The organism is Acidovorax sp. HMWF018, assembly GCF_003061035.1.
Taxonomy (GTDB): Bacteria; Pseudomonadota; Gammaproteobacteria; order Burkholderiales; family Burkholderiaceae_C; genus Acidovorax; species Acidovorax delafieldii.
Genome location: NZ_QAIM01000126.1, coordinates 1 through 8,143, shown reverse-complemented (window position 1 = coordinate 8,143; position 8,143 = coordinate 1). Strand labels below are relative to the sequence as shown.

The window sequence follows — 8,143 nt, the reverse complement described above, 5'->3', positions numbered from 1 at the left end:
GGTCTGCTGCTTCATCTGCGGATAACGTTTGACCCCTCTCAATGGTGGACCTTAATCAGCGTTGCCCTAAGACCACGCGCGCGCCAGGGGGCACGCCGTCCACCTCCACGCGCAGGCCCTGACGACGGCCCGTGGTCACCGGGCGGCTCGTGGCCTGGTCTTCGGCGTTCAGCAGATAGACGTAGGCGCGACCATCACGCAAGGTCACCGCAGTTTGTGGAAGCGTCAGCACGGGCTGTGTGCCCAGCTCGATTGCACCATTTGCAAACATGCCCGCCCGTGCAGGGCTGCCGAGTGGAAGGCTGACGTAGGCCGTTGCGCGGCCTGTGCTGGTGCTGAGGATCGGCCCGACCAAGCGCACAGTACCTTCGACTTGCTCCCCATTCGGTAACTCCACCCGCGCGCGCTGGCCCGCCGCCAGCGCTGCCTGTTGGCGCGCATCCAGTTCGGGCCGCCATTCGATACGCCCCTGGCGCACTAAGCGGAACAACTCAGTACCCGCGCTGACTACATTGCCCAAAACCGCGGTCTTGGAAGACACAACACCGTCGTCCACCGCCACGATCCGCGTGTGCCGTAACTTCAGTTGAATGCTCTCCAACTCCGCCTGGGCCGACGCAAGGTCGGCGCGTGCTGTCGCTTCGCTGATACGGTAGTCGTTCACCTTCTGCTCCGAAAGCGCACCACTGTCTTCCACCGTCTCCGCACGCCGCAGGTTTGAGTAGGCCTGTTCTAGCGTGGCGCGCGCCCTCTCCACGGCCGCTTGTTGCTTTCGCAGATCGGCCTGCAGGCTATCGTCAGCCAGACGCACGAGCAGTTGGCCACGCTGGACGCGCGCCCCCACGTCGACCAGCAGTTCGGCAATGCGCAGTCCACCGGTCTCTGGGCTGACAATAATTTCCTGCCAGGCAGCCAACGGGCCGCTGGTCTGCACGATGGCTGGCCAGTTTTCGGTCTTCGGCGTGGTGACACTGACCGTCAATACGCTGGGTGCTTTTGCTAGTGGCTCTGCCGCCGAAACATCGCGCTCGCTCCAGGCGACGGCACCTGCCGCCAGCAAAACGACCACCGCAGCCGCGCTGATCCAGAAGAGGGTTCGGTTCTTGGAAATGTTCATGAGCTTGTCTTCGACGCTTCGGTCGGTGCTTGGATCTGTGTGTTGACCGATTCGCCGGGCGGAGATGCCGGAGTTCCTGGCTTCCAACCGCCACCCAGCGCCTTGTAGAGTGAGATCCAGTGTTCGACGCGGTCGCGCTGCAGTGCGAGCAGGCTGATCTGGGCCGAGAGCGCGGAGCGGCGTGCTTCCTCCAACGACAGCAGGCTCTCGCCGCCGGCACGCCAGTTCGCCTCAGTGGCCAGGAAGTAGCGTCGATAGTTGCTGGCGGCGCGCTCGGCTTCTTCGGCGCGGCGTGCAGTGCTGTCCAGGTTGACCAGCGCCTGTTCGACTTCTTTCACCGCCGTGCGTACACCCTGTCGGAAGCCCGCAAGTGCGGTCTGGTAGCTGGCCTGCGCCGAATCGACAGCGGCGCGCCGTCGCCCCCCGTCGAAGATCGGAATCGACAGCGACGGGCCAAATGCCCATGTCGTCAAGGACGAGGCTCCTGAAGCAGCCGAGACGGTGATTGAACCGGACAACGACAGGCTGGGGTACAAGTCCGCCTGGGCCACACCAATCTCGGCACTGCTCGCGGCCAGTTCGCGTTCCAGCGACGCCAGATCGGGGCGCTGGCGCAGCACTTTCGCTGGCACGCTCTGTACCACCAGCTCTGTAGGTTGGGGCAGTTTGGTGCCGCTTTGCGCCATCAACGAGCGCAATTCCGCTTCGTCCGAGCCTGTGAGATACACCAAGGACTTCACAAACAATTCGCACTGCGCCTGCTGCTGAATGACCGTCGACGTGGAATTGGCCAGGCTGGCGCGGGCCAAAGCACCGTCTGCAGGGGCGCTCAGACCCGCGCGCACCAACACGCTGGTCGCCTTCTCGGTCTCGGCTGTCGAGGCCTCCTCGCGCCCGTAGACCTCGGCCAGCATCCCGCAGGCTCGGTACTGCACATAGGTATCCGCCACCTCTGCTGCCAACGAGATGCGGGCGTCGTGCCAGTCGGCATATCGTGCCTCGGCCCGCGCCTGCGCGGCCTCGGTGTTGTGGCGTAGCTTTCCAAAAAGGTCGATCTCCCACGAGGCATCGGTCCCGGCGCTGCGTGTAGTGGCCACTACGGTTTGCGCGCCCATAGCTTGCTGCTTGCTGCGCGACACGGCGCCGCTGCCGGAAACCGACGGGCTCAACGCCCCTTGCGCACTCTTCAAAGTGGCGCGGGCCTTCTCGATGTTCGCCCAGGCCTTGTTTAGATTAGGACTGTCGGAGCCAGCCATCTCGATGAGCTGGCTCAGCGCAGGGTCATCGAATTGCCGCCACCAGTCGGCCAGGTTGCCATTACTGCCAGCGTGCGGCAGCGGCGCCTTCCAAGCCGCCGGGGCAGGGGAAGTTGGCGCCTCGTAGGTGGGGCCAACTGCGCAGCCTCCGAGCGCGAGCACCGCCAAAATCACGGCAGCAGCCACCTGTCGCCTTGGTATGTGCGTAGTTTTTGTCATGCCCACCAATGGTAGGAATGCAATGCGTTCAGCACGGTTTGGCAGTGTTAAGCTGGGTAAAAGTCCAGCCTCGGGATAAGGTCGAATGCACCAACGGCGTAATATCACCTGTCCGATCTGACCATTGATCCATGCCTCGCGTACTTCTTGTCGACGATGATGTCGAACTCACCGAAATGCTGTCGCTGTACCTCACACGCGAAGGCTTCCTTGTGCATGCGATGCATGATGGTGAAAGCGGCTCCGCAGAGGCAGTGCGTGGTAGCTACGCAATCGTGGTGCTCGACATCATGATGCCGCGCATGTCGGGTATCGAAACCTTGCGCCGCATCCGTGCAAGCAGCCAGGTGCCAGTTTTGATGCTGACTGCACGAGGCGAGAACGTTGACCGCATCGTCGGCCTTGACATGGGCGCAGACGACTACGTCCCCAAACCCTGCACGCCGGGCGAACTGGCGGCCCGCATCCGCGCTATCCTGCGTCGCACCGAGATGCGCGAGGCGACCAGCGCACATGCCACTGCGCGCATATTGCACGCGGGTCAACTGGCATTGTGGCCGGGAAGCCGACGCGCGCTGTGGTGTGGTCAGCAACTGGAGTTGACGGGAACTGAGTTCAGCCTGCTGGAGGTGCTGGCCCGCCATGCAGGGCAACTCGTGAGCAAGGACAACATTTCGCAGCAGGCTTTCGGTAAGCCTTTGGCACGCTTCGACCGCCGCATTGACGTGCATATCAGCAGCATCCGCCAGAAGCTCGGTGCGCGGCCAGATGGTCAATCGTGGATTCAAAGCGTGCGCGGTCGAGGCTACCAGTTGCTGGAGGAGTGAACATGGCACCCCCACGCCCCGGCCGCTTGTTCTGGAAGCTGTTGCTCGCGCTCGTCATGTGCATGGTTCTAGCGATCGGCGGAACGATTGGTTTCTTCGAGCTCACTGGCCAAAAGCCACCTCCGCCTGGCGGTATGCCCATGTGGGGGCCGGTACCGATGGTTCCAGTGGCGTCAGCTGTGATTGCGGTGCTCGTCATCAGTCTCATCTTCGCGTGGTACCTGTCGCGCCCATTGCGACACCTGAGCTGGGCGCTAGGCCGTTTCGCAGAGGGGCGGCTTGATACCCGCGTCGAGCCGTTGATGAGCGGCCGGCGCGACGAGATTGCCGATGTGGCACGGGACTTCGATCGTATGGCGGCGCGGGTCGAGCAATTGACGCAAGCCCACCATACGCTGCTGCACGACATCTCCCACGAGCTGCGTTCGCCACTGACCCGTCTGCAAGCTGCCATCGGCCTACTGCAACAAGACCCAGCGCAAGCGAATGCGATGATCGAACGCATCGAGCGCGAGAGCGGGCGCCTGGACTTGCTGATCGAAGAGTTGCTGACGCTGAACCGACTGGATGCCGGCGCCAACGGGATGCCCTTGCAGCGCGTCGATGTCATCGAGTTGCTGCAAGCCATCACCGACGATGCCGGCTTTGAGGGCAGTGCGTCGCAGCGCACGCTGCGCCTGGATGCTTCGGGCAGCTTTGTCACCGATGCGTATGGCGAATTGCTCTATCGAGCGTTCGAGAACGTCATCCGCAATGCATTGAAGTTCAGTCCGGCCGGCTGCGAGATCGAGGTTATTGCACGTGTCAGTGAAGGCGGCAGAACGCTTGTCACCTCCGTGGAGGACCGTGGACCGGGCGTACCGCCTGACATGCTGGAGGCCATCTTCGAACCCTTTACCCGGGTTGAGGGCAGCGAATCGGTGCGAGGTACGGGCTTGGGACTTGCAATCGCGCGCCGCGCAATGGTGCTGCATGGCGGCTGCGTCAACGCCACTTTGCGCGAGGGCGGCGGGCTCGTGGTGACACTGTCCCTGCCCCGGCGCGGCTGACGCCGCCTTGGCAATTGCGAGCGACCGCAACCGCACTTGCGCGAATCATCCCTCGTCAGTCCTTGGAGAGTTGCTTGGCGGCGGCATCAAAGCTCATTTCCCCCAGCTTCGTTGCCACGGTCTCGATTCCCCAGAAGGGCATGCGGTAGGAATACTCCAAGGCAACAGGTTTTCCATCAACCAATGCGACCGCCTTGATCTCGTCTTTCAGGGAGAAGGCCAGCGGTCCGGCGAGCACCGACAAAGCCCGTATCGTCATGCTGCGGTCTTTGTACTCCTTGATCGTGACGGCCATTTGCGCATCACCCGCGATTGCCACGCCCGCCTTGGCAGCCGCGTCGGCATATGCAGTGCGGATCAAATCAGGAATTGCGGGGGCTACCTGGCACTGCCCGCAATCCATCACAACGGAGATGCCAGGCACGCTGTTCGGCATTGGCATCGATGCAGGACGCGTCTGCGTCGCACAGCCTGCCAAAAGCGAGACGATCGAGATCGAACAGATTGCAGCTCGTCGAATAAAGGTGTTCATGTGCCCTTGGTGCAAAAAAGAACCATCGTAGGGATACCCACCGTTTACCGCGGTTAGGCAAGGTTAAGTAGGGTAAAAGCTTCCGCAGCAAGGTGCATGCAGCGTTGAACGGCGACATACTTACGTCTGGTTCTAGGCCTTGCCACACTCCTCGATGTAATCAGAGATCGCTGGCATCCACGCATCGAGATGTTGGCAATTCGCGCGAGAGACGCATCGGCAGCAGCTGCAGCCAACTCCCAACCTGACGCCTTGTTTTCAATATCGACGATACGATGAAACTTTCCGTTCTTGGTACCCTGCTGATCACCACCCTGCTTGTGGGTTGTTCCTCTCTTCGCCCGTGGCAGAACGTTGCAGCGGCCAAGAATCCCGTGGCGGCCTCCGGTTCGTCAAACGGCTACTCCGGCGATACGAGCAAACAGCCATCAGTGGTCGTGGCATTGACACTGTCGGGCGGCGGCGCCCGTGCCGCAGCTTTCGGCCTAGGCGTACTGCGCGAACTCAAGGCGACCCAATTTGTTTTGGAAGGCAAGGAAACGACCCTGCTCGACGAACTCGGCTTGATCAGCGGCGTGTCTGGCGGCAGCATTCTTGCTACTCACTACGCCATGTTCGGCGACGAAACGTTGACTCGATTCGAGTCCGACTTCCTGCTCGACGACTTCGATGGGGGCTTGATCCGGCGCGCCTTGTCGTTCTCTCGCTTTCGTGATCTGGCTTCGCCGTGGTATGGCCGAAGCAATGTGCTAGAAGAGCGTCTGAGCGCGCTGTATCGGGGCAAAACTTTTGCCGATTTGGCGGCTCGCAAGAGCGGGCCAAGGCTACTGGTCACAGCCACCGACCTCACGACGGGTGCGCCGTTCGAATTCACACCCGAGCAGTTCGCTCTGCTCTGTTCGGACTTGAACAGCGTTCCCCTGTCCTTCGCGGTGGCCTCGTCATCCGCAGTCCCTCTGGTTCTGAGCCCCATGACGCTGCGAAACCATGCTGAATCCTGTGCTCATCCACGCGCTTCCCCGTCCGAAACCCCGGGTTCGGTCCAGGCCAACTACCGGGCCCGTATGTTGAAGGCCAGCGTGGACAGCTATATCAATGTGCGCGAACGGCCGTTCCTGCACCTCGTCGACGGCGGAGTGTCCGACAACCTGGGCCTGCGTGGACTGCTTGATCGCGTGGTTGCCACGGGATCCATTCAAGACAGCTTCCGTGGCATGGCGGCGGGCTCCATCCACAAGCTTATCCTCATCGCAGTGAACTCGGAACGCGACCTGGCTGAGCGCATTGACCAGAGCGATCGCGTGCCGACTGCACCGCAGGTGATGGATGCCCTGCTGTTCGGCGCAGGGGCACGGGTCACTCAGATGACATTGGCCATGCTCGAAGATGACCTGCGACGCTGGAACGAGGAGTTGGCTCGCTACCGCGGCTCACTTGACAGCCCCTTTGCGGCTGACGCCGAGATTCACGTCATCAGTGTCAGCCTGCGTGATGTGCCGGATGCAGAGCGGCGACGCTTGGCGCTGCAGGTGCCCACCGCATTCACGATTGACGCGGCGAATGTGGCATTGTTGCAAGGTGTCGCACGAGATGTGTTGCGCCAATCGCCAGCGTTTCAACGTTTGACACAAAGTCTCGGTGCATCCGTTGCACAAGAGCCGCAACCGGACACAACCACCCAAAAGGCACAGTCTGCGGCAGTTTCGTGGGATCACCCGTTGCCGGCGCCGGCAATCATGGACCACTGACGCCATGGAACTCAGACACCTGCGCTGTTTTCTGGCTGTGGCTGAAGAACTTCACTTTGGTCGCGCTGCGGAGCGATTACACGTCGACCAGTCACCCCTGTCCCGCACCATCAAGGAACTGGAGGAGGAGTTGGGCGCGCTGCTTTTCACCCGCACCACGCGCAGTACCCGACTCACCACGGCGGGTCACCGGCTTTTGGAGCACGTGCCTCGGATCTTTGCTGCCCTTGAACAGGCACGTGACAGCGTGCGGTCGGCCTCCAATGGCTTTCAAGGGCAGTTGCGCATTGCCTTGTCCGACGGCATCACTCCCTCCCGTCTTCCTGCTTTGCTGGCGCAGTGCAGGGAGGAAGAACCGGAGGTAGAAATCCGCTTGTACGAGGTGTCACTGGCTCAGCAGATCAATGGCTTGCATGAGGATCTTTACGACGCTGGTTTTTCCATGGCAGACGATGTCGGCGAAGGCATTTCGGTCAGTTCCGCGTGGCAGGATCAATTGATGGTGGCCATACCGGAGCGCCATCCTGTACTGGTTTACAAGCAGATTCCTTTGGAGGAAGTGCTCCGCTACCCCCTGGTGCTCGGTGATCCAGCCGTGTGCGAAGGCCATGCCCGCCAAGTCGATCGAGTCATGCGTCGTCAAGATCAGGAGCCCTTGATCACACAACGAGTTGCCACATTCGACGTCATGATGACTCTGGTGTCCGCTGGATTGGCTCTGGGTTTGGCAGGTGAGGCTCACATTTCATCCAGCCGTGAACAGGGAATTGTGGCCCGCCCGTTGGCGGGAAGCCCGCCCATGCTGACTACCTATTTGCTCCGACGAGCTACCGAGCCATCGGAGGTCTTGGCTAGGTTTATTGAGCGGGTGGCCACCATCGATTCGGCCAGGGGTGAAAGCACTGCCGAAGGCACATGAGAACCGATGCATAGAGAAGACCGAATTCATGATCAGAGTGAGCGTCCAGTCACCCATCTTGACCGGCCGCTCACGGCTCGCTTGGACTACTGCTTTGCTCCGACGTAGGCAACGCACTCCACGAGGTTAAGGGCGGCCAGCAACAAGAGCTTCTCGGCGTCAGTTCTCACGCACAGCAGGTCGAGTTGGTCGACGCAGAACTTCGTGATCATCTGCGCGACGAGGTCTGGCGGCACGCCCTCGGTGAACTTCATCGTCGCCATCAGCCGCTGCAAACAGGTTTCCTGGACGTCTTCAGAGATCGTTGGCAAGGCGTGCCCGCAGTGCGTCATGGCCTGGGTGCGACCAGCAGAACGTGGATCGCCACCTCAAGCTGGAGCGTAAGCGTGGCCCCAAGGCCCTTCTTGTGAGGAGCGGAGGGTCAATGCAGGATATGTCCATATGCAAGACAGTGGACACACCCCAGAGTGGAACGG

Annotated in this window: 8 protein-coding genes; 4 read left to right on the top strand and 4 right to left on the bottom strand. The window is 61.4% G+C overall.

Annotated features, from left to right (window positions below; translation table 11 throughout):
- Window positions 1-55: 55 nt before the first annotated feature.
- Together DBR23_RS04875 and DBR23_RS04870 are read right to left on the bottom strand one after the other, a co-directional pair.
- Window positions 56-1,117, bottom strand: coding sequence for an efflux RND transporter periplasmic adaptor subunit (locus DBR23_RS04875; protein WP_108497491.1), 1,062 nt, complete (start codon window positions 1,115-1,117; stop codon window positions 56-58).
- The gene (locus DBR23_RS04870; RefSeq protein WP_233250277.1) at window positions 1,114-2,559 is read right to left on the bottom strand and encodes an efflux transporter outer membrane subunit; all 1,446 of its coding nucleotides are present in this window, start codon (window positions 2,557-2,559) and stop codon (window positions 1,114-1,116) included. The genes DBR23_RS04875 and DBR23_RS04870 overlap by 4 nt, the downstream gene beginning before the upstream one ends.
- Window positions 2,560-2,723: 164 nt before the next feature.
- Between DBR23_RS04870 and DBR23_RS04865 the strand changes: the two genes are divergently transcribed.
- Window positions 2,724-3,419 (top strand): response regulator, encoded by a 696-nt coding sequence (locus DBR23_RS04865; RefSeq protein WP_108497490.1) that lies wholly within the window; start codon window positions 2,724-2,726, stop codon window positions 3,417-3,419.
- A 2-nt stretch (window positions 3,420-3,421) separates the two neighbouring features.
- Window positions 3,422-4,468 (top strand): ATP-binding protein, encoded by a 1,047-nt coding sequence (locus tag DBR23_RS04860; RefSeq protein ID WP_108497489.1) that lies wholly within the window; start codon window positions 3,422-3,424, stop codon window positions 4,466-4,468.
- 55 nt (window positions 4,469-4,523) lie between these two features.
- Here DBR23_RS04860 and DBR23_RS04855 read toward each other — a convergent pair whose 3' ends face one another.
- Window positions 4,524-5,000 (bottom strand): hypothetical protein, encoded by a 477-nt coding sequence (locus DBR23_RS04855; RefSeq protein ID WP_233250276.1) that lies wholly within the window; start codon window positions 4,998-5,000, stop codon window positions 4,524-4,526.
- A 275-nt stretch (window positions 5,001-5,275) separates the two neighbouring features.
- Here DBR23_RS04855 and DBR23_RS04850 point away from each other — a divergent pair, with 275 nt between their 5' ends.
- On the top strand, window positions 5,276-6,748 hold the full coding sequence (locus DBR23_RS04850) for a patatin-like phospholipase family protein (protein WP_108497488.1): 1,473 nt from the start codon (window positions 5,276-5,278) through the stop codon (window positions 6,746-6,748).
- A 4-nt stretch (window positions 6,749-6,752) separates the two neighbouring features.
- Complete coding sequence (locus tag DBR23_RS04845; protein WP_108497487.1) at window positions 6,753-7,667, top strand: LysR family transcriptional regulator; 915 nt, start codon at window positions 6,753-6,755, stop codon at window positions 7,665-7,667.
- Between the two features lie 86 nt (window positions 7,668-7,753).
- Here DBR23_RS04845 and DBR23_RS04840 read toward each other — a convergent pair whose 3' ends face one another.
- A complete protein-coding gene (locus DBR23_RS04840; RefSeq protein ID WP_233250275.1) occupies window positions 7,754-7,978 on the bottom strand; it encodes a hypothetical protein in 225 nt (74 codons plus the stop codon).
- Window positions 7,979-8,143: the final 165 nt, after the last annotated feature.